Annotated in this window: 22 protein-coding genes; 13 read left to right on the top strand and 9 right to left on the bottom strand. The window is 66.7% G+C overall.

Translation table 11 applies throughout. The features are described from left to right. Positions 1-230: 230 nt before the first annotated feature. From NZK81_RS07500 to NZK81_RS07465, 8 genes are read left to right on the top strand one after another with little or no spacing between them, the layout of a single operon-like run. Positions 231-971 carry a response regulator transcription factor gene (locus tag NZK81_RS07500; RefSeq protein ID WP_260045710.1) on the top strand — a complete coding sequence of 247 codons (741 nt, stop codon included), beginning with the start codon at positions 231-233 and terminating at the stop codon, positions 969-971. Next, the gene (locus tag NZK81_RS07495; RefSeq protein ID WP_260045480.1) at positions 964-2,553 is read left to right on the top strand and encodes a sensor histidine kinase; all 1,590 of its coding nucleotides are present in this window, start codon (positions 964-966) and stop codon (positions 2,551-2,553) included. The genes NZK81_RS07500 and NZK81_RS07495 overlap by 8 nt, the downstream gene beginning before the upstream one ends. After that, positions 2,553-2,987 (top strand): HPr kinase/phosphorylase, encoded by a 435-nt coding sequence (locus NZK81_RS07490; protein WP_260045478.1) that lies wholly within the window; start codon positions 2,553-2,555, stop codon positions 2,985-2,987. The genes NZK81_RS07495 and NZK81_RS07490 overlap by 1 nt, the downstream gene beginning before the upstream one ends. Positions 2,988-3,033: 46 nt before the next feature. Continuing rightward, complete coding sequence (gene rapZ, locus NZK81_RS07485) at positions 3,034-3,978, top strand: RNase adapter RapZ (protein ID WP_260045477.1); 945 nt, start codon at positions 3,034-3,036, stop codon at positions 3,976-3,978. Between the two features lie 48 nt (positions 3,979-4,026). Then, positions 4,027-4,431 (top strand): PTS sugar transporter subunit IIA, encoded by a 405-nt coding sequence (locus tag NZK81_RS07480; RefSeq protein WP_260045475.1) that lies wholly within the window; start codon positions 4,027-4,029, stop codon positions 4,429-4,431. After that, entirely contained in the window at positions 4,428-4,706 is a 279-nt protein-coding gene (locus NZK81_RS07475; RefSeq protein ID WP_260045473.1) for an HPr family phosphocarrier protein, read from the top strand. Before NZK81_RS07480 ends, NZK81_RS07475 begins: the two co-directional genes overlap by 4 nt. Before the next feature lie 19 nt (positions 4,707-4,725). After that, positions 4,726-5,535 carry a TrmH family RNA methyltransferase gene (locus NZK81_RS07470; protein WP_260045470.1) on the top strand — a complete coding sequence of 270 codons (810 nt, stop codon included), beginning with the start codon at positions 4,726-4,728 and terminating at the stop codon, positions 5,533-5,535. A 50-nt stretch (positions 5,536-5,585) separates the two neighbouring features. Beyond that, entirely contained in the window at positions 5,586-6,008 is a 423-nt protein-coding gene (locus tag NZK81_RS07465) for an META domain-containing protein (RefSeq protein ID WP_260045468.1), read from the top strand. Between the two features lie 5 nt (positions 6,009-6,013). On the opposite strand, the gene NZK81_RS07460 is transcribed toward NZK81_RS07465, so the two are convergent. Continuing rightward, positions 6,014-7,642 carry a DNA recombination protein RmuC gene (locus NZK81_RS07460; RefSeq protein ID WP_260045466.1) on the bottom strand — a complete coding sequence of 543 codons (1,629 nt, stop codon included), beginning with the start codon at positions 7,640-7,642 and terminating at the stop codon, positions 6,014-6,016. A gap of 60 nt (positions 7,643-7,702) precedes the next feature. Continuing rightward, the gene (gene def / locus NZK81_RS07455; RefSeq protein WP_260045709.1) at positions 7,703-8,272 is read right to left on the bottom strand and encodes a peptide deformylase; all 570 of its coding nucleotides are present in this window, start codon (positions 8,270-8,272) and stop codon (positions 7,703-7,705) included. Positions 8,273-8,468: 196 nt separating this feature from the next. Between def and NZK81_RS07450 the strand changes: the two genes are divergently transcribed. Beyond that, positions 8,469-9,977, top strand: a complete 1,509-nt coding sequence (locus NZK81_RS07450) for a glycosyltransferase family 39 protein (RefSeq protein ID WP_260045464.1) — start codon at positions 8,469-8,471, stop codon at positions 9,975-9,977. Positions 9,978-9,980: 3 nt separating this feature from the next. Here NZK81_RS07450 and NZK81_RS07445 read toward each other — a convergent pair whose 3' ends face one another. The 6 genes from NZK81_RS07445 to plsY form a co-directional block, all read right to left on the bottom strand. Then, on the bottom strand, positions 9,981-10,160 hold the full coding sequence (locus NZK81_RS07445) for a hypothetical protein (protein WP_260045462.1): 180 nt from the start codon (positions 10,158-10,160) through the stop codon (positions 9,981-9,983). Continuing rightward, the gene (locus NZK81_RS07440) at positions 10,157-10,744 is read right to left on the bottom strand and encodes a hypothetical protein (protein ID WP_260045460.1); all 588 of its coding nucleotides are present in this window, start codon (positions 10,742-10,744) and stop codon (positions 10,157-10,159) included. The genes NZK81_RS07445 and NZK81_RS07440 overlap by 4 nt, the downstream gene beginning before the upstream one ends. Before the next feature lie 29 nt (positions 10,745-10,773). After that, positions 10,774-13,365: a type I DNA topoisomerase gene (gene topA, locus NZK81_RS07435; protein WP_260045458.1), complete on the bottom strand. Its 2,592-nt coding sequence runs from the start codon at positions 13,363-13,365 to the stop codon at positions 10,774-10,776. 139 nt (positions 13,366-13,504) lie between these two features. Continuing rightward, a complete protein-coding gene (locus NZK81_RS07430) occupies positions 13,505-13,924 on the bottom strand; it encodes a DUF4260 domain-containing protein (RefSeq protein WP_260045456.1) in 420 nt (139 codons plus the stop codon). After that, positions 13,921-15,024, bottom strand: coding sequence for a DNA-processing protein DprA (gene dprA, locus NZK81_RS07425; RefSeq protein ID WP_260045454.1), 1,104 nt, complete (start codon positions 15,022-15,024; stop codon positions 13,921-13,923). Before dprA ends, NZK81_RS07430 begins: the two co-directional genes overlap by 4 nt. Continuing rightward, positions 15,021-15,608: a glycerol-3-phosphate 1-O-acyltransferase PlsY gene (gene plsY, locus NZK81_RS07420; protein ID WP_260045452.1), complete on the bottom strand. Its 588-nt coding sequence runs from the start codon at positions 15,606-15,608 to the stop codon at positions 15,021-15,023. The genes dprA and plsY overlap by 4 nt, the downstream gene beginning before the upstream one ends. A 117-nt stretch (positions 15,609-15,725) precedes the next feature. On the opposite strand from plsY, the gene murI reads away from it, so the two are divergent. The 4 genes from murI (at position 15,726) to NZK81_RS07400 (ending at position 19,991) form a co-directional block, all read left to right on the top strand. Then, positions 15,726-16,580 carry a glutamate racemase gene (gene murI / locus NZK81_RS07415; RefSeq protein ID WP_260045449.1) on the top strand — a complete coding sequence of 285 codons (855 nt, stop codon included), beginning with the start codon at positions 15,726-15,728 and terminating at the stop codon, positions 16,578-16,580. Continuing rightward, a complete protein-coding gene (locus NZK81_RS07410; protein WP_260045447.1) occupies positions 16,577-17,404 on the top strand; it encodes a hypothetical protein in 828 nt (275 codons plus the stop codon). Before murI ends, NZK81_RS07410 begins: the two co-directional genes overlap by 4 nt. Positions 17,405-17,512: 108 nt before the next feature. Beyond that, positions 17,513-18,727 carry a 5-aminolevulinate synthase gene (gene hemA / locus NZK81_RS07405; RefSeq protein ID WP_260045445.1) on the top strand — a complete coding sequence of 405 codons (1,215 nt, stop codon included), beginning with the start codon at positions 17,513-17,515 and terminating at the stop codon, positions 18,725-18,727. 163 nt (positions 18,728-18,890) lie between these two features. Next, positions 18,891-19,991 (top strand): NADH:flavin oxidoreductase/NADH oxidase, encoded by a 1,101-nt coding sequence (locus tag NZK81_RS07400; protein WP_260045443.1) that lies wholly within the window; start codon positions 18,891-18,893, stop codon positions 19,989-19,991. A gap of 65 nt (positions 19,992-20,056) precedes the next feature. Here NZK81_RS07400 and NZK81_RS07395 read toward each other — a convergent pair whose 3' ends face one another. Beyond that, on the bottom strand, positions 20,057-20,896 hold the full coding sequence (locus NZK81_RS07395; protein WP_260045441.1) for a hypothetical protein: 840 nt from the start codon (positions 20,894-20,896) through the stop codon (positions 20,057-20,059). Positions 20,897-20,927: the final 31 nt, after the last annotated feature.

The following is a 20,927-nucleotide window of genomic DNA, read 5'->3' as shown; positions in this document are numbered from 1 at the left end:
CAGGCACGCATCAACAATTCTCATGCAAGAATCGGGTCGCGCATAATCGACGCGCCCTTTTCCGTCAAATCGACAACAAATGGAACCGCCGCGCACGCAAACAGAAAACATTTGATCCCGATTTGGGACTGATTGTCAGCCGCAACGCCAACCGCTAGGCACCACACGTTTCCAACCGCAAAGGAAATGGCGGATCGTTTATGGCCGATACCCCGACGCCTCCAGCCTCGATGCCCGAGGCCAGCGACGCCGTCACGCCGCGCCAGCAGACGATCGCCCTGGTCGACGATGACCGCAATATCCTGACCACACTGTCGATCGGACTACAGGCCGAAGGCTTCGCCACGCGCCTCTACGCCGATGGCGAAACGGCGCTGCGCGCGCTGCTCGAGAACCCGCCCGACCTTGCCATCTTCGACATCAAGATGCCGCGCATGGACGGGCTGCACCTGCTCAAGGCGCTGCGCGAGAAGTCGAGCCTGCCGGTGATCTTCCTGACGTCCAGGGACGAGGAGCCCGACGAAGCGCTGGGCCTGGCCATGGGTGCGGACGACTACATCACCAAGCCGTTCAGTCAGAGACTGCTCGTCGCGCGCATCCGCGCAATCCTGCGCCGCAGCGAACTGGCCCGCGCCGCGCCCGAGGATACCGGCCCGCAGGACCTGCCCGATCCCGTCGTGCGCGGCCGCCTGCACCTCGATCCCGCCCGCCATCAGGTGACCTGGGACGGCAAGCCGGTTTCGCTGACCGTCACCGAGTTCCTGATCCTGGAAGCCATGGCGCTGCGCCCGGGCGTGGTGAAGAGCCGCAACCAGCTCATGGATGCCGCCTACAGCGAGGACGTCTACGTCGACGATCGTACGATCGACAGCCACATCAAGCGCCTGCGCCGCAAGTTCCGCGCGGTCGATCCCGAATTCGGCGCGATCGACACGCTCTACGGCGCCGGCTATTCCTTCGCCGATGGCTGACAAGATCCAGCCTGCCGCGCCGCGCGGACATCGCAGTGCGCTGGCAAGCAGGCTGGGCCTGCCCTGGCGCATCTCGCTGACCGCGCGCATCCTCGCCGTCAACATCATCGCCCTCGCCCTGCTGGCCGGCAGCCTGTTCTACATCGACAGCTACCGGCGCGAACTGCTCGCCGAGCGCTACCGCCTCGCCCGCTCCGAAGCCGACATAACCGCCGCCGCGCTCGCCGACGAAAGCGGCGCGCACCGCCTGAAGCTGATGTCGCGGATCAGCGCGGAGCAGGACCTGCGGCTGCGCCTGTTCGCGGGAGACGGCAGGCTCGTCGCCGACAGCTTCGAACTGGGCCCACCCTCCTACAGCCTCATCGATCCGGCCACCGAACCCTGGTATCAGGACGCCGCCCGCATGCTCGACCGGGGCATGGACTTCCTGCTCGGCGCGCCGGCGATCCCCGCCTACCACGATCCGGCCGACCGCCAGGCCTCGGCATGGCCGGAACTGGCCTCGGCGCTCAGGCAGGGCAAGACGCTCGTCAGCCACAAGACCGCGCCCGACCAGACCCCGGTCATCATCGCCGCCACCCCGGTGGGCACCGACGGTTCCGCCCTGCTCGTCACCCGCAATGCCCGCGACATCACGGAAAACGTGCGCATGGCGCGCCAGACGCTCGCCTTCATCGTCGGCGGCGCGCTGGGCGTCTCGATCCTGCTGTCGCTGTTCCTCGCACGCACGATCGTCGAGCCGTTGCGCAAGCTGGTGCGGGCGGCGGTGCGCGTGCGCCTCGGGCGTGACCGCAGCGTCGTCGTCCCGCGCCTGCCCGACCGGCGCGACGAGATCGGCCTGCTCGCCCGCGCCATATCGGACATGAGCGGCGCGCTGCGCCAGCGCATCGACGCGGTCGAAAGCTTTGCCGCCGATGTCGCGCACGAATTGAAGAACCCGCTAACCTCGCTGCGCAGCGCGCTCGAAAGCCTCGATCGCGTGAAGGAACCGGACCTTCGCCGCCAGCTCATCGGCGTCGCGCAGGACGACGTGCGCCGCATCGACTTTCTCGTCACCGAGATCGCCGACGCCAGCAGGATCGACGCCCAGCTCAGCCGCACGACGTTCGAGCCGGTCGACATGCTGAGGCTGGTGCAGGCCCTCGTCGCGGAGCGGGACCAGCGCGGCGTCAACGGCAGCAGTCCCGTCGCCATCGTGCGCGAGGGCTCCGACCCGCTGGTCGTGCCCGGCGATCCGGCGCGGCTCGAACGCGTGCTGCAGAACCTGCTCGACAATGCCGTGTCCTTCTCGCCCGTGGGAAGCCCGATCGAAATCACGCTCTCCAGCGTCGAGGGCCGGGTGAAGATCGCCGTGTCCGACCGCGGCCCCGGCATCCCCGCCTCCGCGCGCGAACGCATCTTCGAGCGGTTCCACTCGCTGCGCCCCTCTCGCGAGGAGTTCGGCAAGCATTCCGGACTGGGCCTGGCGATCGCCCGCACCATCATCGAGGCGCACTTCGGCAAGCTGGTGGCGACCGACCGGACCGATGGCGCGCCGGGCGCCCGCCTCGTCATCTCGTTGCCGACGTGGGACGACGAATGATGGCGGCGAACGCACCCGTCGCGCGGCAGGCAGGCTGCATCGCCATCGGCGGCCGGGGCATCCTGATCGAGGGGCCATCGGGCTCGGGCAAGTCCAGCCTGGCGCTCGCACTGATCGACCGCGGCGGCGAACTGGTCGGCGACGACAGCCTGCAGGTCTCGGCCGAGGGCGGCCGCCTGATCGCCCGCCCGCACCCCCGCACGCGCGGCCTGCTCGAAGTCCGCAACCTCGGCCTGTTGCCCTTCCCCTGCCGCGAGGCAGTGCCGGTCGCGCTGGCCATAGCCCTCGATCCGGAAGCCCCGCGCTACATCGAGGAAGCCCGGATCATCGAGATCGAAGGGATAGCCCTGCCGCTGGTGCGGATCTGGCCGCAAGCCGATCCTCCCGCGATCAAGGCGGAATTGGCCTTGCGGCACTACGGCTTACAGTTCTGAAATACGCCCCTTTCCTTTCGCAGCCGGCAAGAGCAAACAGGCAGCGATGCAGGACGATTCAGAAAGCACGGACGGGGAAGCGGAAAAGCAGCGCGTTCTCCTGGTGACCGGGATGCTGGGAGCCGGGAAGACGACCGCCCTGCGCGTGCTGGAAGATCTCGGCTGGGAGATCGTCGACAACTTCCCGATCCGCCTGCTCGACGGCCTCATCGAATCCGCGCCGGCGGCCGGCTCGGGCAGCCGCACACCGCTGGCGATCGGTTTCGACTCGCGTACGCGCGGCTTCGATCCCGCCCGCATCATCGCCCAGGTCAAGGCACTGGAAGGGCGCGGCGACATCCTGCTCAACACACTGTTCCTCGACTGCGCGAGCAAGGAACTCGAACGCCGCTACAACGAGACCCGCCGTCGCCACGCGCTCGCCGCAGACGCGCCGGTTTCCACCGGAATCCGTGCCGAGCGGGAATTGCTCGCCCCTCTCCGGCGCTGGGCGGACATGCTGATCGACACGAGCGAGTTCACCTCCAACGACCTGCAGCGCGTGATTCGCGAACGCTTCGCATCCACGGCCAGCGAGGAAATGACGGTTACCGTCTCCAGCTTCGGCTTCTCGCGCGGGATGCCGCCGCTCGCCGACCTGGTCTTCGACATGCGCTTCCTCGACAATCCGCACTGGGACACCGACTTGCGCCCGCAGACCGGGCAGGACCCCGCGGTCGGCGAATACATCCGCAAGGACCCGGCCTTCGAAGAGGCGTTTTCGCGGATTCGCGACCTGATCCTGCTGCTGCTTCCGCGCTATCGGGCGCAGGGCAAGGCCTATGTGCACATCGCCTTCGGTTGTACCGGAGGAAGACACCGTTCGGTATTCACCGCCGAACAGATCGCAGCGGCCTTGCGCGAGGCCGGTTTTTCGCCCACATTGCTGCACCGCAACCTGGGCTCGCGAGCAGCCGATCTTCTGGAAGGGGGTCTGCGGCGTGAAAGATGAAATCAAACTCCGGGTGCAATCGCAGGAATTTCGGAGCGCACTCCCAACATGATCGGTATGATCCTGGTCACTCACGGCAATCTTGCCGAGGAATTTGTACACGCGATGGAGCACGTCGTCGGCGATCAGCCAGACGTGGAAACCGTGTGCATCGGCCCCAACGACGATATGGAACGCCGCCGCAGCGAAATCGCGGAAGCCATTACCCGGGTGGATAGCGGCGCGGGCGTCATCATCCTCACCGACCTGTTCGGCGGCACCCCGTCCAACCTCGCGATCTCGCTGATGCAGGCGGGCAAGGTTGAAGTGATCGCCGGCATCAACCTGCCGATGCTGATTCGCCTCGCCAAGGCGCGCGAGTGCATGTCGGTGCGCGATGCGGCCGCGGCCGCCCGCGATGCAGGACGCAATTACATAACGATAGCAAGTGAATACCTGGGACAGGATGCATGATCGAATGCCGTGAAGCGGTGCTGATCGTCAACAAGCGCGGGCTTCACGCGCGGGCCAGCGCCAAATTCGTCAACAATGTCGCCGAACTGCCGCCGGGCGTTACGGTCATCGTCTCCAAGGACGGGGCCTCGGCTTCGGGCAACTCCATCCTCGGGCTGATGATGCTGGGGGCCGCCAAGGGCGATACCATCGAAATCGGTTGCTCCGGCAACGGCGCGGAAAACGCGCTGGCCGCGCTATCGACACTGGTACGCGACGGCTTCGGGGAAGAATGAAGACGCGAGGCTGAAGAGCGTGACGCCCCGCCGAACCATTACCGGCTTCTCCAACCCGCTGGTCAAGTTCCTGCGCTCGCTGCGGGAGAAGAAGCACCGCAAGCGGGAGAAGCGCTTCCTTGCCGAGGGGCTGCGGCTGCTGACCGATGCTCGCGAGTGCGGCAAGGTGCCCGAAATCCTGGTCATGGCCACCGGGCGCGAGCCGCATCCGCTGCTCGACGCGCTCGAACAGGCGGTGGACAAGGCGGGCGGCGAGATCGTCGAGATGGATGTGGACATCCTCGCCAAGGTTACCGGAAAGGACAATCCGCAGGCCGTCGCCGGCGTCTTCGCCGAGTTCGACACGCGGCTTTCCACCATAGACCGCGCCGCCGCGCCGATCTGGCTGGTGGCGCAGGCGCTGCGCGATCCCGGCAATCTGGGCACCATGCTGCGCACCGGCGATGCCGTGGGCGCGGGCGGGCTTATCCTGCTCGACGATTGCGCCGATCCCTTCTCGGTCGAGGCCGTGCGGGCGAGCATGGGCGCGATCTTCACGCAGAAGCTGGCCACCGCGCGCTGGGAGGAATTCCTGCCCTGGCTGCGGGAAGGCGAAGGCCAGCTCGTCGCTGCCTCGCTGCGCGATCCCACCGACTACCGCAAGGCGCCCTATGCAGCGCCCTGCTTCCTGATGGTGGGCAACGAATCGCAGGGCCTCCCGGCCGCTTACGAGGACGCCTGCGACCTGCGCGTGACGATCCCGATGCTCGGCCGGGCGGACAGCCTCAATGCCGCCGTGGCCGGCGCGGTGCTGGCCTACGAGGCACTGGCGCACCTTCACCGCCCCTGACCGTTTCATTCATCAGACTCTAATATGTTGCATGGCAACATAAGGAGGTTATGCGACGACTCGCCCTCCTCCTCCTTTCGGTCCCCGCACTGGTCGCGGGCTGCTCGGAACGTGGCGATCGTTCGCACCTTGCCCAGACCAGCTGGCGTTTCGAACGGATCGACGGGCAGCAGCCGAAGTCCGCGGACGCCGAACTGACATTCGACGATGGCAAGATCGGCGTGCTGGTCGGCTGCAACCGCCTCGGCGGTCCCTGGCGCATCAATGAAAAGCGGCTTGTCGCCGGTCCCTTCGCCCAGACCGAAACGGCCTGTGCCATGCCCGACTGGAACGAGGAACGCGCCGTCGGCGCCCTGCTCGTCGCCACCCCGCGCCTCAGCGTCGATGGCGATCGCATGACCCTGCAGTCGAGCGGTCATACCGCCGAACTCGTGCGCATCGAAAACCGCAGGAACAGCCGCAAGGGCGGCTAGAACCGCTATTCCGCAGCTTCGGGCAGCGATTTGGCCCCGGACGCCGCACTGTCATCGCTCTCGGCTAACGCATCGGCGCCATAGCGCGGCGCGGATTCGATGCGCGGCACGTCCTCGATCTCGCGCTTGCCGATCTCGATGTGCTTGTCCTTCAGGCGACGGCCGGAACTGAGCACGTTGCGCTCGAAGCTGCCGACGAACTTGTTGTAGTTGTTGACCGCCGTCTCCAGCCCCGCGCCCACGCGCTTCATATGCTCGGCGGCGACGGCAAGGCGGTCGTAGAGTTCACCACCCATGCGGCCGATCTCGCGCGCCTCGCGGGCAAGGCCGTCCTGACGCCAGACTTGCGCCACGGTGCGGGCAATGGCGACGAGGTTGGTGGGCGTCGCCAGCAGCACGCGGTTGCGGAAGGCGAAGTCCCACAGCTCCGGGTCCTGTTCGAGCGCGGCGGCAACGAAGTGTTCGCCCGGCACGAACATCACGACATAGTCCGGCGCATCCTCGAACTGGCTCTGGTAGCTCTTGGCCCCCAGCGTCTGGACGTGATTGCGCATCGAGGCGACGTGCTGACGCAGCGCCGCCTCGCGAGAGGCGTCGTCCTGCGCCTCGAAGGCTTCCTGATAGGCATTGAGCGAGACCTTGGCGTCGATCACCAGCTTCTTCTGGCCGGGGATGTTGACGATGGCGTCGGGGCGCAGGCGCCCGTCCTCGGTCTCGATCGAATGTTCGGTGACGAAATCGGTATGTTCGGACAAGCCGCACTGTTCCAGCAGGTTCTTGAGCTGCTGCTCGCCCCAGCGCCCGCGCGCCTTGGGGGCATTGCGCAGCGAATTGCCGAGCCGCTGCGCTTCCTCGCGCACTTTCTCCTGCCCCTCGCGCATCGACTGGATCAGGCCGGTGAGCTGCCCGAAAGAATCGACGCGCTTGGCCTCCAGCGCGGCCACCTGCTCCTCGTAGCTTTTCAGCCGTTCGCCCACCGGGTTGAGCAGCAGGCGGATGCGTTCGGCATTGGCCTTCTCGCTCTCCTCGAAGCGCGCGCCGGCGCGGCGCAGGAAGGCCTCCTGCGCGCCTTCAAGCACTTTGGCCCCGGCATTCTCGAATTCCTTGCGCAGCGCCTCCTGCGCCTCGAGAAGCAGGCGCTTCTGCTCGTCGAAATTCGCCGATTTCTCGCGCAGGGTCGCCAGTTCGGAGGCCAGTTCACGCTGCTCGCGCCGCAGCGTATCGACAAGCTGGGCATGCTCGGCGCGCGTGCGTTCCAACACCTGCGTCAGTTCGCCCCGCGTGCGGTCGAGCGTCGTGCCATGTTCTGACCGCAGGGTTTCCATCGCCTGCGTCGATGCCGCGCGGAGCCGGTCCAGTTCGCCGGCATGCTCGCGCCGCGCCTGATCGAGCGCCTCGGCCAGCGCATCGGCGCGGCTGGCGCGTTCGCGCGCGGCCTCCAGATCGGCGAACGTGCGCAAGTACTTCGCATCGAGTTCGCGCAGTTCGCCATCGTGCCTGGCAGCCTGCTCGCGCGCCTCACGCTCGCGGGTTTCGGCCTGTTGGCGCCATTGGGCAGCCGGGCGCGAGCCGAAAAACCAGCCCAGACCGAGACCGATGACAAGTGCGATTATGGCAGCGACAGCGATTTCCATCCCGGCAACTTAACCGGAACGTTTAGGGAACGCCAGTCCTGTGCGGGATTTATCCCCGGCTCACGCCGCCTTGCGCAGCTTGTCCAGCTTCTTGAGCGCCATCTGGCGCTTGAGGCGCGAGAGGTGGTCGATGAAGAGGATGCCTTCGAGGTGGTCCATCTCGTGCTGCAGGCACGTGGCCATCAACCCATCCATGTCCTCTTCGTGGACATTGCCGTCGAGATCGTGCCAGCGCGCGCGGATGCGCGAGGGGCGTTCGACGTCGGCGTAGATCTCGGGGACCGAGAGGCAGCCTTCCTGATAGACCGTGTGCTCTTCGGAAGGATCGAGGATCTCGGGATTGATGAAGATCCGCGGTTCCTTCTTGAGCGGCTGGTGCGTGTGCTCGTGCCCGCCGTGCGCGGTGCAGACTTCGGGTTCGGCATCCGGGTCCTCGGGCTGGAGGTCGATCACCAGCACGCGCAGCGGCACGCCCACCTGGATGGCGGCAAGGCCGATGCCCGGAGCTTCGTACATCGTCTCGAACATGTCCTCGACGAGGGTCTTCAGTTCGTCGTCGAACTTCTCGACGGGCGTGGAGACCTGCTTGAGGCGCGGATCGGGTACTTCAAGGATTTCGCGGATAGCCATGTCGCCCAGATAAGCATCGCGGCGCGCCTGCGCAAGCGCCTGCGGAAGCGGGCGCGCGCGGCTGTCGAATGACACGTCACTGCGGAAAGCGAGGCACGCCGGCGTCATCCCTTCGTAACACCGGCGCCACATTGCGCACCGGCGGGTCGCAACACCTCCCGGGCACCCCGCCTCGGGCAAACCGGGAAGTGAATAGATGATAGCTGCAGCCGGGCGCCTCGTCGCCCGCATACCGCGCCGGCAGGGCCAGCGGGCCCTGACCTCGGCGATCGCCCTGCCCGCCGCCTACCTCGCCATAGCCCTGCTGGTCCGGCTGATCATGATCGGCAAGCCGGCGGTCCAGGTCGACGAGCAGTTCTACCTGCTGGTGGGCCAGCGCATGGCCGAAGGCGCCCTGCCCTATGTCGATCTGTGGGACCGCAAGCCCTATGGCCTGTTCCTGATCTATCGCGGCATGTTCGCGTTGCCCTTCGATCCGGTGCTCGCCTACCAGACGGCGGGGATCGTCTGTTCGGTGGCGACCGCGATGGTGATCGCGCGCATGGCCCGGATGATCGCGCCGGAACGCGGGGCCATGCTCGCCGGGCTGGCCTACCTGCTCTACCAGCCGACCTTCAACGTCGCGCTCGGCCAGTCTCCGGTGTTCTACAACCTGCCCGTCGCGCTCGCCGCGCTTGCCGTCGTGCACGCCAGCCTGCGCGCAGGCGACGAGCGGCTGACGGCGAACGGCTGCGGCGCGATGCTGCTGCTTGGACTGGCGATGCAGATCAAGTACACCGCCATGTTCGAAGGGATCGGACTGGGCCTGCTGCTGCTCGCCCGCGCGCTCGCGGACGGGTGGAGGCCGGAACGCCTCGTCGGGACCTCGCTGCTCTGGATCGGCATGGCGCTCGCGCCCACCTTCGCGGTACTGGCCGGATACGCACTGGCAGGCCATGCCGAAGCCTTCGTGCAGGCCAACTTCCTCTCGATCTTCGGACGCCGCAACGACTGGGCGGACGCCGGGGCCCAGATCTCCAAGGAAACGCTGGCGATGATGCCCTTTGCCCTGGCGATCCTGCTCGCCCCGCGCCGGATCGGGCTGAGCGGAGGAAACGCGCCGCTGGCCCTGCGCCCCTTGCGCGTCTGGGCGCTGTTCTCGCTGGGCGGCTTCCTGATGGTGCCGCCATGGTACGATCACTATCTGGGGCCGTTGCTCGTCCCGCTCTCGGTCCTGGCCGCGCCCGCGCTCGGTCACGCGCGCCCCGGCGGACGGTGGTACGGCCGGCTGCTGCTCGGCCTCGGCGCGATCGGCGCTGCACTCGCCCCGGCCTTTCAGGTTCGCGAGCGCGGCACTGCCGCCGAATTCGCCGATGCCACGGCGCTCGTCCGGGCCGAACTGCATGGCCGCTGTCTCTACATCTACGAAGGCGACACCGCGCTCTACCGCACCAGCGAGGCCTGCATCCCCACCCGTTTCGCCTTCCCCAGCCATCTCGACGCGATGAACGAGGCCGGCGCGCTTGGCACCGATCCGGTCGCCGAAGTGCGCCGCATCATGGCCTCGCACCCCGGTGTCGTGGTGATGGCGGAGAGCGGAAGACCGAACCTGCCCAACCTCGCGACCAGAGCGCTGATGCACCAGGCGCTGACGCGCGGATACGAGCGCTATGCCGGCGTCACGCTCGGCACCCGCAAGTTCGGGCTCTACCGCCTGAAAGACTGACCCTCAGCGCGCCTTGGCAATCGAGAAGCCGTGCTGCCGCGCGGCGTCCTTGGTCGATTCCTCGGTGCGATTGAGGGCCTTGGCGATTTCCTTCAGCCCCTTGCCCTTGCCCGAAAGCATCTGGAGCTTCTGCAGTTCCTCGGGCTTCCAGGGTTGCTTGTGCTTGGCGATCTTGTTGCTCACTTGCTCGCCTCATTCCTGACATTGAACCGGACATTGTAGCTGCGGACATAGGGGACAGGTTCACCCGAGGCATCCGTTATCACGGGAAGCGGCGCATTCCGGCCAAGCTCGGCGCAGGCCGCCCCGACCAGCGCCGCGCGCTCGGGTTCCCCGACACAGCGCAGCAGCGCCCCGTCCGCGCCAATGGCCGTCCGGATGCTGACGGTCGGATCTTTCGCAAGGTCTTTCGGTAGCCCCGCAACCTCCAGTTCCACGTTGTACCAGAAGTCCGACTTCATCTTTTTCCTGAAAGCGCTCGAGCTCGCCAGGGAAATGCCCGAGGACATCACGCCGTACGTAGGCGTGTCATCGAGCTTCGCGGGCTTCATCGGCACAGCCATGAGGAAAGCCTCGCAGCCGGCCCTCTTGACCTTGTCGGACGCATCGCCGTGAACCACCCTGCAGGAAACCGGCTTGCCATCAGGCGTAACCAGAACTTCGACCTGAATGGACACGTCGGTGCCAAGGACACCACTGTTCGCGGAAACCACCTGACCCAGCGCACGCGCGTTCATTTCCGGCGGATTCACGCCGCCGAAGGCCACTGCGGCAGCGAGGGCGATCAGGCCTGCCCCTACCAAGGCACATCGTCACCCTGATCGGGTGATGCCTCGGCCTTCTGCTTCGCAGGTGCCTTCTTTGCCGTGGTCTTCTTCGTCGCAGCTTTCTTCGCCGGAGCCTTCTTCTTGGGCGCGGCCTTCTTCTTGCCCTTGGCCGGGCCCTTGGCGGCCTTGGCGTCGATCAGGGCGATCGCCTGTTCCTCGGTGAGGTCCTCGGGCTTCTGGTCGCGCGGGAGGGTGGCGTTGGTGCTGCCGTCGGTGACGTAGGGGCCATAGCGGCCGGCCATGACCTTCATCTCGCCTTCGCTGGTCGGATGCTTGCCCAGAACCTTGATCGGCTCGGCCTTGGTCCGCGCGCCGCGACCGCCATTCTGCGCTGCCTCCGCCAGTAGCGAGACGGCGGCGTTCATGCCGGTCTCGAAGACATCGGTGGTCGAACGCAGCTTGGCATACTTGCCGTCATGCAGCAGGTACGGCCCGTAACGCCCTATGTTCGCTACGATTTCCTTGCCCGTCTCGGGGTGCTTGCCGACCTCGCGCGGGAGGCTGAGCAGCTTGAGCGCCCAGTCCAGCGTCAGCTCGTCGATGTCCTTGGGAATCGAGGCGCGCTTGGCCTCCTTGCCCTCGCCGAGCTGGATGTAGGGACCGAAACGACCGACGCGCCGGGTGATTTCCTGCCCGGTCTCGGGGTCCTTACCCAGTTCCTGATCGTCGGCCTGCTCGCCATTGCCGCCGGGCTGCGCGAACTTGCGGGTGAACTTGCACTCGGGATAGTTCGAGCAGGCGACGAAGGCGCCATAACGACCGCCGCGCAGGCTCAGGCGACCCTGCCCGCACTTGGGACACACGCGCGGATCAGAACCGTCCTCCTTGGGCGGGAAGAGATAGTCGGACAGGAACTCGTCGAGCACCTCGGTCACTTCCGAGGGCTTCTTCTCCATGACCTCGTCGGACTTGGGCTTGAAGTCGCGCCAGAACTCCTCGAGCAGCGCCTTCCATTCGTGGCGGCCGCCCGAAACGTCGTCGAGTTCCTCCTCCATCCCGGCGGTGAAGTCGTAGGCGACGTAGCGTTCGAAGAAGCGTTCCAGAAACGCGGTGAGAAGACGGCCCGATTCCTCGGCGAAGAACCGGTTCTTTTCGGTCCGCACATAGCTGCGGTCCTTCAGGACCTGGATCGTCGCGGCGTACGTGGAAGGCCGGCCGATGCCCAGTTCCTCCAGCCGCTTGACGAGGCTTGCCTCGGAATAGCGCGGCGGCGGCTGGGTGAAGTGCTGCTCTGCCGTCACGTCCTTCTTGGCCGGCATGTCGCCCGACTTCATGAAGGGCAGCAGGCCGCTGTCGTCATCGTCGGACTTGTTGTCCTGCCCTTCCTCGTAGACGGCGAGGAAGCCGGGGAACTTCACGACCTGGCCGGTGGCGCGCAGCTCGTTGCGGCCGGTGCCGTCGCGCAAGGTCACGGTGGTGCGTTCGAGCGAGGCCGAGGCCATCTGGCTCGCCATCGCGCGCTTGAAGATCAGGTCGTAGAGGCGCGCCTCGTCGCCCGAACCGTAGCGGTCCCTGGAAAAGTCGGTAGGCCGGATCGCCTCGTGCGCTTCCTGCGCATTCTTCGCCTTGGTCGAATACTGGCGCGGCTGGTCGGGCAGGTAGTGGCCGTCATAGCGGTCCGCGATCGCCTTGCGGCAAGCGGAAATGGCGCTGGGGTCCATCTGCACGCCGTCGGTACGCATGTAGGTGATCGCGCCCGCCTCGTAGAGCGTCTGCGCCACGCGCATGGTCTGGCTGGCCGAGAAACCGAGCTTGCGCGCGGCCTCCTGCTGCAGCGTCGAGGTGGTGAACGGCGGCTGCGGATTGCGGCGGTGCGGCTTGGTCTCGACATTCTCGACCTTGAAGGCGCCGGATTCGACCGCCGCCTTGGCGCGCATGGCTATGCCTTCGTCGCCCAGGCTCAGACGGTCGAGCTTCTCACCCTCGAACGTGACCAGCTTGGCAGTGAAATCGGTGCCGTCGTGCGCCATGAGCGCGGCGACGGACCAGTATTCCTGCGGCTTGAACGCCTCGATCTCACGTTCGCGGTCGACGATCAGACGCAGCGCCACCGACTGCACGCGGCCAGCGGACTTCGCGCCCGGCAGCTTGCGCCAGAGCACCGGCGAGAGCGTGAAGCCGAACAGGTAATCGAGCGCGCGGCGGGCAAGGTAAGCGTCGATCAGGTCCTGATCGAGCTCGCGCGGCTGCGTCATCGCCTTGGTGACGGTGTCCTTGGTGATGGCGTTGAAGGTGACCCGCTGCACGTCCTTGGGAACCGCACGGCGCTTCTTGAGCAGTTCGAGCACGTGCCACGAAATCGCCTCGCCCTCGCGATCAGGGTCAGTCGCGAGAATCAGGCGGTCGGAAGCCTTGGCGGCATCGGTGATCGCGCGGACCTGCTTCTGCTTGTCGCCATAGAGCTGCCAGTCCATCTCGAAGTCTTCGTCCGGCCGGACCGAGCCGTCCTTGGGCGGCAGGTCGCGGACGTGGCCGTAGCTGGCGAGGACCTTGTAGTCCTTGCCCAGGTATTTCTCGATGGTTTTGGCCTTGGCCGGAGATTCGACGATGACGAGCTGCATTTCAGACTTTCGTTATATCCCCTACGCGGCGCCCTTACGTGTGCGCGTACGCGTATGTGTGTACGCATAGGGTGGGAAGCGAATGGGCGGTTCGTCAAGCACTCCAATTTGACGTCGCCATGACTACGGCCCTGCGATTTCACATCTTGGCGGCACGGCCGATCCTGCCAAGGTGGGTGTAGCCAAATCCCCGCCCATACTTGAGCCCGTAGCCCAGCATCCGGTCGAACCCGACGTGCGCTGCCCAGATCACGGCGTAGGGCACGGCCTCGGCATGGCCCGTCGTCCGGGCCAGCGCGGCCAGAACCAGCGGCCCGGTCAGGCTGTGCGCGCCGTTGTAGGCCACCGCGCCGATGCGGGGACCGGCGAGATAACCCAGGAACGAAAGATCGGGGACAAGGAACAGCGCCATGAACATCAGCCAGCCAGCCCCGGCCTGATGGTAGAGCAGCAGCGAGAGCATCAGGATCGCGGCACCCTCGAGGCGAAGGACGGCGCGCAGCGGTGATTGCACCGCGCCATCGGCCGGCGCGGTCCCGGTTTCGACAGGATCGGTCACGTCAGGCTTACTCTTCCTCCGGCGTGGCGCAGCAGGCGCCCGGCGATTTCCAGTTCCAGCAGGGCAAGCTGCACACCGGCGGCGCTTGCCCCGGACTGGCGGATCAGTTCATCGACGGCAACCGGCGCGGTCGTGAGCAGATCGACGATCCCGGCGGGCGCCTCCTGCTCCGCCTCGCCCGCCCAATCCGGCGGCGCATCGCGAAAGATGGAGCGGGGCATGCCGTCGAAGCCGGAGAGCAGCTCGATCACGTCCTGCGGCGTCTGCACCAGCACCGCGCCATCCCGGATCAGCTGGTTGCAACCATGCGAGCGGGCATCGAGCGGGGAGCCGGGAATAGCCATGACCTCGCGCCCTGTCTCGCCCGCCAGCCGCGCGGTGATCAGCGAGCCCGATCTGGGCGCCGCCTCGACCACCAGCGTTCCCGCCGCGAGCCCCGCGATGATGCGGTTGCGCACGGGGAAATGCCGGGCCAGCGGTTCGGTGCCGGGCGGCTGCTCCGCCACCAGCAGGCCCTCTTCGGCGATGCGCTCCTGCAAGGCGGCATGTTCGGGCGGATAGGTCACGTCGATGCCGCTGGCGATCACGCCGATCGTCGCGCCGTCCGCCCCCGCCAGCGCACCTTCGTGCGCCGCGCCGTCGATCCCCCGCGCCAGCCCCGAAACGATGGTGAAGCCGGCCTCGGCAAGCCCGTGCGCGAAATCGCGCGCCATCTTCACCGCCCCGGCGGAAGCATTGCGCGCGCCCACCACGGCCACGCAGGGCCGCATCGCCCGGCCGGGATCGCCGCGCACCGTCAGGATCGGCGGCGCGCCTTCGATCCCGGCCAGCAGCGGCGGATAATCGGGCGAATCGTGAAACAGATAACGCGCGGCGGCGTTGCGCACCGCCGCGACCTCGTCGTGGATACGCTGTTCGGAGGCAGCCGCGTACGCCCTTCCCGTGCGTCCGGCGATGCCGGGCAAGGCCTCGATCGCGGCGCGCGCATTCCCGAAACGGGTCAGCAGCTGTGCGTAGGTTACCGGGCCGACGTTGGGCGAACGCAGCAGGCGGATACGGGCGAAGGCTTCGTCCTGCGACAACGCCACCCCCGCGCTCATGCCTTCTTGCCGCTCCCGACCCTGGGTTCGGTGCCCGCGCGAAGACGGGCGATGTTCTCGCGGTGCTGGAACAGCACGATGGCGGCAATCACCGCCAGCACCAGCGCCGCGTCCCGGTGCCCCAGCGCCAGCGCGGCGATCGGCGCGACCACGGCGGCGCTCATTCCCGCCACGGAGGAAATCCGCACCGTCGCCAGCAGGCCGAGCCATGTCACGGCATAGGCCAGCCCCACCGGCCAGGCGAGGCCGAACGCCACGCCAGCGGTGGTCGCCACGCCCTTGCCGCCCCTGAACGAAAGCCAGACCGGAAAGCAGTGCCCGACGAAAACCGCCAGCGCGGCAAGGCCCGTCCATTGCGGCCAGAAGTGCGCGACGACAAGCACCGCGACGAGCCCCTTGAGCAGGTCCAGCAACAGCGTCGCGGCGGCAAGGCCCTTGCGGCCGGTGCGCAGCACGTTGGTCGCGCCGATGTTGCCCGAACCGATGCTGCGCAGGTCTCCCGCTCCGGCGAGACGGGTGATGAGAAGCCCGAAAGGCACCGATCCGAGCGCGTAGCCCAGCACCAAGGCAAGAATCCAATCCATGGCCGCTGCCTTAGCCGCTTGTTGCCGTGAGCAGAAGGCACCTTGCAGGATTGTACGTTGCTCTTTGCAGGTCGCGGCGGTTAACAGGACGCAAGGTTCAGGGAAATTAAGCCTAGAATGACATCCGAAACGCTCAGCGCGCCGCAATCGGCACCGGCGGCCCAGGTCGGCACCCAGGCTGATCCTGCCGCGCCGATCCTGCTGTTCGACTCCGGCGTGGGCGGGCTGACCGTGCTGGAGGAAGTGCGCAAGCTGCTTCCCGATGCGCCGGTGATCTACGCCGCCGATACCGCCGGCCTGCCCTACGGTTCCAAGAGCGAGGCGCAGATCGCCGCGCGCGTTGCCGGCCTGCTCGGCCGCATGACCGAACGCTTCCATCCGCGCCTGGTGTGCATCGCCTGCAACACGGCCTCGACGATCGCGCTGGGCATGGTACGCGACGTGCTCGAAGTGCCGATCGTCGGCACCGTGCCCGCGATCAAGCCCGCCGCGGCCATGACGAAGAGCGGCGTGATCGGCCTGCTCGGCACCGAAGCGACGATCCGCCAGGCCTATGTCGACCGGCTCGAGGAGGAATTCGCCTCGGGCAAGGTGTTGCTGCGCCACGCCGCCCCCGGCCTGGTCGAGGCCGCTGAAGCCAAGATGCGCGGCGAGCCTGTCGACCCCGCCGCCATCGAAGGCGCAGCCCGGGCTCTGCGCGCCATGCCCGGCGGCGAACGGATCGACACGGTCGTGCTGGCATGCACGCACTTTCCGCTGCTGGAGGCGGAACTGTCGCATGCCTTCGGCCCCGATGTGCGCTTCGTGCACGGCGCGCAGGGCATCGCCCGGCAGATCGCCCGCCTCACATCGGGACAGGAATGGGCTCGCAAAGTGCCGGACCGCGCGCTATTCACGGGATCGGAAGATGTACCGGAAGCGCACGGAGCAATGCTGGAGCGCTACGGACTGCAGAGGGTCGAAAGGTTTTGACGCGTCGGCTGAACTACTGGCTGCTGGCCCTGCTCGTCGTCGTCGGCGTTCCCTTCTACTGGTACCTGATCGATCCGGGGCACGGCCAGACGCAGGCCAAGCCCGTTACCATGGCGCAGTTGCGTGAACTGGCCGGTTCCATCGAGGGGCCCTTGCCGACCAAGGTGCGCGTGGAACTGATCGGGTACCGCTCGGTCATGCGCGACAGGCTCGTCGCCGGCTGGGGCCTGCGCCCGACGCCTTACGCGATCCACAGCTACCAGTTGATCGTCCCCGGCGAAAAACCGATCGTGATCGACGCCGGAACAAGTCCTGAAGTCGCCCGGGACCTGGACGTCGAGAATTTCAGCAGTTCCGCGCAGAAGCGTGTGAACAGGGCGCTGGCCGACGCCGGGCATGTGGTGATCCTGCAGGATGGTCCGCTGCGCAACGGTGGCCGGGTGGAGGGGCAGGACGGCGCCGACAGGTCGCAGCAACCAACGGCCAGCGCGCCGCATGCGCTGGCCCCGGGCGTCGTGGTCATTCCCGCCGACGGCCTCGGTCCGGACGCGAAGATGGTCTATGTCCGGCTGGGCAACGGCCGCGAATTCCTCTTCGCGGGACCGGCGGCACTCGTCGACGAAAGCCTGCGCAGCCTGCGCCCGCCCGCCAAGCTGGCCGCACGCGCGGACGTGCCCGACTACCGCACCGAATCGAAAGAGTGGTTGATGACGATCAATGCCCTGCGCCAGGACGCGCCCCATATGACCGTCGTCACCGGAGGCGACCCGGCACCGGCAAGTCATACGGAAAAGTGGTTTTTCGTGTCCCGCGCGCGGGACTAGCGGCTGGTCATGAACGATTCCATCATGTAATGGCCGGACGAAATTATATATTGTGTATCGCTAGCCCGCACAGCGCGGCCGGCCAGGACAACGCAGGATAGACGCTTCGTGAACTACGAACATATCTTCGACCAGGCGATCGAACGCCTCCATTCCGAAGGCCGCTATCGCGTCTTCATCGACATCCTGCGCAACAAGGGTGCCTATCCGAACGCCCGCTGCTTTGCCGGCCACAACGGCCCCAAGCCGATCACCGTGTGGTGCTCGAACGACTACCTCGCCATGGGCCAGCACCCCAAGGTAATCGAGGCCATGGAAGAGGCGCTGCACGACGTCGGCGCCGGTTCGGGCGGCACCCGCAACATCGGCGGCAACACGCACTACCACATCGAGCTGGAAAGCGAGCTGGCCGACCTGCTTGGCAAGGAAGGCGCGCTGCTGTTCACCTCGGGCTATGTCTCGAACGACGCCACGCTCTCCACGCTGGCCAAGCTGCTGCCGGGCTGCGTGATCTTCTCGGACGAACTCAACCACGCCAGCATGATCGCCGGCATCCGCAATTCGGGCTGCGAGAAGAAGGTCTTCCGCCACAACGACCTCGAGCACCTCGAGGAACTGCTGGCCGCGACCGATCCCGAAACGCCCAAGCTGATCGCCTTCGAGTCGGTCTATTCGATGGATGGCGACATCGCCCCGATCCACGCGATCTGCGATCTGGCGGACAAGTACAACGCCCTCACCTACATCGACGAAGTCCATGCGGTCGGCATGTACGGCCCGCGCGGCGGCGGCATTACCGACCGTGACGAGGCAGCGCACCGCATCGACATCATCGAGGGCACGCTGGGCAAGGCCTTCGGCGTCATGGGCGGCTACATTGCGGCCGACCAGAAGGTGATCGACTGCATCCGCTCCTATGCGCCGGGCTTCATCTTCACCACCTCGCTTTCGCCGGTTCTGGTCGCGGGCGTGCTGGCCTCGGTCAAGCACCTCAAGAGCTCGAACGAAGAGCGTGAGGGCCAGCAGCGCTCGGCCGCCATGCTCAAGCAGATGTTCCGCGACGCGGGGCTCCCGGTGATGAATTCGACCACGCACATCGTGCCGCTGATGGTCGGCGATCCGGTCAAGGCCAAGGCGATCAGCGACATCCTGCTCGCCGAATACGGCGCCTACGTGCAGCCGATCAATTTCCCGACCGTGCCGCGCGGCACCGAGCGCCTGCGCTTCACGCCCGGCCCGGCCCATACCGAGGAAATGATGCGCGAACTGACCGGCGCCCTCGTCGAGATCTGGGAACGCATGGAGATGAAGCTGGCCGCCTGACACGGCCTTTCATCGCGCCAAGATATTCTTTTCATGGGGCCTCCTGTCTTTCGGCAAGAGGCCCTTTTCTTTTGGGGATGCGGACACCACGTGTCCCGGGCCGGCGCGGTCTCCCCTCCCTTTCTCCCCCCGATCGCGCATGGCGAGATACAAGGACAAATGCATGGCCAAGCTGTTCGAGCCGATCACCATCGGTAATCTCACCCTGTCCAACCGCATCGTCATCGCCCCGATGTGCCAGTATTCGGCCGAGGATGGCCGGATGACGGACTGGCACGCCATTCATCTGGGCAATCTCGCGCTCTCGGGCGCGGGTATCCTCACCATCGAAGCGACCGCGGTCACGCCGGAAGGGCGCATCTCCTACGCCGATGTCGGCCTGTGGGGCGACGAGACCGAGCAGGCCATGGCCAAGGTGCTCCAGACCGTGCGTCGCTGGTCGGACATACCGATCGCCATCCAGCTTGCCCATGCCGGACGCAAGGCGAGCACCGCCCGCCCCTGGGACGGCGGCGGGCAGATCGCCCCCGATGCGCCCAATGGCTGGCAGACGGTCTCAGCCTCCGACATTCCCTTCCAGCCCCACGAAAACGCCCCCGAGGCACTGGACGGCGCCGGCCTCGCCCGCATTCGCGATGCCTTTGCCGAAGCCGCCCGCCGGTCCGCGCGGCTCGGGATCGATGCGATCCAGATCCACGCGGCGCACGGCTACCTGCTGCACCAGTTCCTCTCGCCGCTCTCCAACCACCGCACCGACGAATACGGCGGCAGCCTGGAAAACCGCATGCGCTTCCCGCTCGAAGTCTTCGACGCCGTGCGCGCCGCCTTCCCCGCCGAAAAGCCGGTGACGGTCCGCGTTTCGGGCACCGACTGGGTCGAAGGCGGATGGGACATCGAAGAGACCATCGCCTTTTCAAAGGCGCTGGAAGCACGCGGTGTTTCCGCCATGCACGTCTCAAGCGGCGGCCTGCACCCGGCGCAGGCCATCCCGATCGGACCGAACTATCAGGTTCCCCTCGCCCGCCGCGTGAAAGAGGCCGTCTCGGTCCCGGTCATTGCCGTGGGCCTCATCACCGAACCCGAGCAGGCCGAGGCGATCTTGGGCACCGGCGATGCCGACATGATCGCACTGGCCCGCACCGTGCTCTACGACCCGCGCTGGCCATGGCATGCCGCCGCGGCGCTTGGCGCACAGGTGCACGCGGCCCCGCAGTTCCTGCGCTGCCAACCGCACCGCTTCAAGGACCTGTTCGCCAACGGATAGCCGTCAAACGTCGACACGCTGCATCCAGGTCCGCCGGACTGCATGCAGCGTGTCGACCCTGAAGTTCAGCGACCTTCGGTCTCTTCGCGAAAGGGTACCGCAGGCGGTGAAGCGGTCGTCATCAGCCCCATATTCAGCCACCCGGTATATCCGGCCCTGTCGGACGTGGCGAAAACGATGCCGCGAGGGCGTTTCGTGCGGGCAGGCCCCCAGTCGTGCATACCGCACTTCGGCTCCGCCCCCTCCTTTGCGCCCGAGAGCAGCACGCAATTCCACTCCGCCCCGCCATTGCCGGTTGCGTTGAAACTGCGCGTCGCGCCTTGCGGGAGGAAGCCGGCCATCGGCAGGTAGCCCGGCCCGCGCGCGCCTCCAGACGCAAGGCGCGCATGGAAATTTCCGACGAGCACCAGCGTGAGATCAGCCCCTTTGCCCGTCCGGGCCTTCTCGACATTCTTGGCCATTGCGCGCTCATATTCAGCGGAACGCAGGGCCCGCCCCGAGGGCTGGATGGGAACCACGGCCGCGATCCGGCCAGCCTGCATCTGCTTGCGCAGCGTTTCCAGCAGGTCGATCATCGCCGCGCTGGACCGGCCATCCTTTACCGGACCCTGCCAGAAATCGTGTGCGAGCAGCGCCTTTCGCGCGCCCGGACCGCCGTCCGAGGCAAGATAGGCATCAAGATCCGCAGCCATCGTCTCGGGCATTTCCAGAGCCACGCCCGGCTTTCGTCCCTGCACCGCGGCAAGGCAGAGCAGGTCGGCAAATACCTCAGGTGTTTCCTTCGTGCCGTGAGACTCGCCTATCACGATCCATTCGACCGACTTGTCCGCAAATACGGTGTCGGCGCCGTCGATCGGTGTACACGCAGGAAGCAAGGCCCCCGCCAGCAGCATGACTTGCAACATCCATCCCCTCCGTGGGCGTCAGAAGCGCAAG

This window comes from Novosphingobium mangrovisedimenti (assembly GCF_025153475.1).
Taxonomy (GTDB): Bacteria; Pseudomonadota; Alphaproteobacteria; order Sphingomonadales; family Sphingomonadaceae; genus Novosphingobium; species Novosphingobium mangrovi_A.
Note: the sequence above shows the minus strand (reverse complement) of the source record. Positions and strands in the feature narration are given on the sequence as shown.

What these genes read in the sequence shown, in the direction of transcription:
- plsY (WP_260045452.1), bottom strand. Translation starts at nt 15,608, where the DNA reads ATGGATTGGATTCTTGCCTTGGTGCTGGGCTACGCGCTCGGATCGGTG.
- topA (WP_260045458.1), bottom strand. Translation starts at nt 13,365, where the DNA reads ATGCAGCTCGTCATCGTCGAATCTCCGGCCAAGGCCAAAACCATCGAG.
- NZK81_RS07465 (WP_260045468.1), top strand. Translation starts at nt 5,586, where the DNA reads ATGCGACGACTCGCCCTCCTCCTCCTTTCGGTCCCCGCACTGGTCGCG.
- NZK81_RS07500 (WP_260045710.1), top strand. Translation starts at nt 231, where the DNA reads ATGCCCGAGGCCAGCGACGCCGTCACGCCGCGCCAGCAGACGATCGCC.
- murI (WP_260045449.1), top strand. Translation starts at nt 15,726, where the DNA reads ATGACATCCGAAACGCTCAGCGCGCCGCAATCGGCACCGGCGGCCCAG.
- NZK81_RS07400 (WP_260045443.1), top strand. Translation starts at nt 18,891, where the DNA reads ATGGCCAAGCTGTTCGAGCCGATCACCATCGGTAATCTCACCCTGTCC.
- dprA (WP_260045454.1), bottom strand. Translation starts at nt 15,024, where the DNA reads ATGAGCGCGGGGGTGGCGTTGTCGCAGGACGAAGCCTTCGCCCGTATC.
- rapZ (WP_260045477.1), top strand. Translation starts at nt 3,034, where the DNA reads ATGCAGGACGATTCAGAAAGCACGGACGGGGAAGCGGAAAAGCAGCGC.
- NZK81_RS07475 (WP_260045473.1), top strand. Translation starts at nt 4,428, where the DNA reads ATGATCGAATGCCGTGAAGCGGTGCTGATCGTCAACAAGCGCGGGCTT.
- NZK81_RS07495 (WP_260045480.1), top strand. Translation starts at nt 964, where the DNA reads ATGGCTGACAAGATCCAGCCTGCCGCGCCGCGCGGACATCGCAGTGCG.
- def (WP_260045709.1), bottom strand. Translation starts at nt 8,272, where the DNA reads ATGGCTATCCGCGAAATCCTTGAAGTACCCGATCCGCGCCTCAAGCAG.
- NZK81_RS07490 (WP_260045478.1), top strand. Translation starts at nt 2,553, where the DNA reads ATGGCGGCGAACGCACCCGTCGCGCGGCAGGCAGGCTGCATCGCCATC.
- NZK81_RS07480 (WP_260045475.1), top strand. Translation starts at nt 4,027, where the DNA reads ATGATCGGTATGATCCTGGTCACTCACGGCAATCTTGCCGAGGAATTT.
- NZK81_RS07450 (WP_260045464.1), top strand. Translation starts at nt 8,469, where the DNA reads ATGATAGCTGCAGCCGGGCGCCTCGTCGCCCGCATACCGCGCCGGCAG.
- NZK81_RS07460 (WP_260045466.1), bottom strand. Translation starts at nt 7,642, where the DNA reads ATGGAAATCGCTGTCGCTGCCATAATCGCACTTGTCATCGGTCTCGGT.
- NZK81_RS07395 (WP_260045441.1), bottom strand. Translation starts at nt 20,896, where the DNA reads ATGTTGCAAGTCATGCTGCTGGCGGGGGCCTTGCTTCCTGCGTGTACA.